We start from the raw sequence: 401 nt of genomic DNA on the forward strand, positions 1-401 counted from the left end.
ATCGCTCACGCCGTTTTGGCACGCAGGCGGCGCCGACCTCCGGCTCGATGGGCTACGGCACGCCGGCCGCGGTCGCCGCCAAGGCGCTGCACCCGGAATGCGAAGTCATCGCCTTCGCCGGCGACGGCTGCTTCCTGATGAACGGGCAGGAGTTCGCCACCGCCGTCCAGTACGATCTGCCGATCATCGTCATCGTCGTCAACAACGGCATCTACGGCACGATCCGCATGCATCAGGAGCGGGAATATCCGAGCCGCGTCGTCGCCACTGACCTCAAGAACCCGGACTTCGCCGCCCTTGCCCGCGCCTATGGTGGCCACGGCGAGACGGTTGCGAAGACCGCCGATTTCGCGCCGGCCTTCGAGCGCGCGCGCGCCAGCGGCAAGCCGGCGATCGTCGAG

General features: G+C 68.3%; 1 protein-coding gene. It reads left to right on the forward strand.

The window, feature by feature from the left end:
* The coding region (locus EN745_RS35780) for a thiamine pyrophosphate-dependent enzyme (protein WP_245487924.1) at window positions 1-401 on the forward strand (401 nt) is incomplete at both ends.

This window comes from Mesorhizobium sp. M4A.F.Ca.ET.022.05.2.1 (assembly GCF_003998845.1).
Classification (GTDB): domain Bacteria; phylum Pseudomonadota; class Alphaproteobacteria; order Rhizobiales; family Rhizobiaceae; genus Mesorhizobium.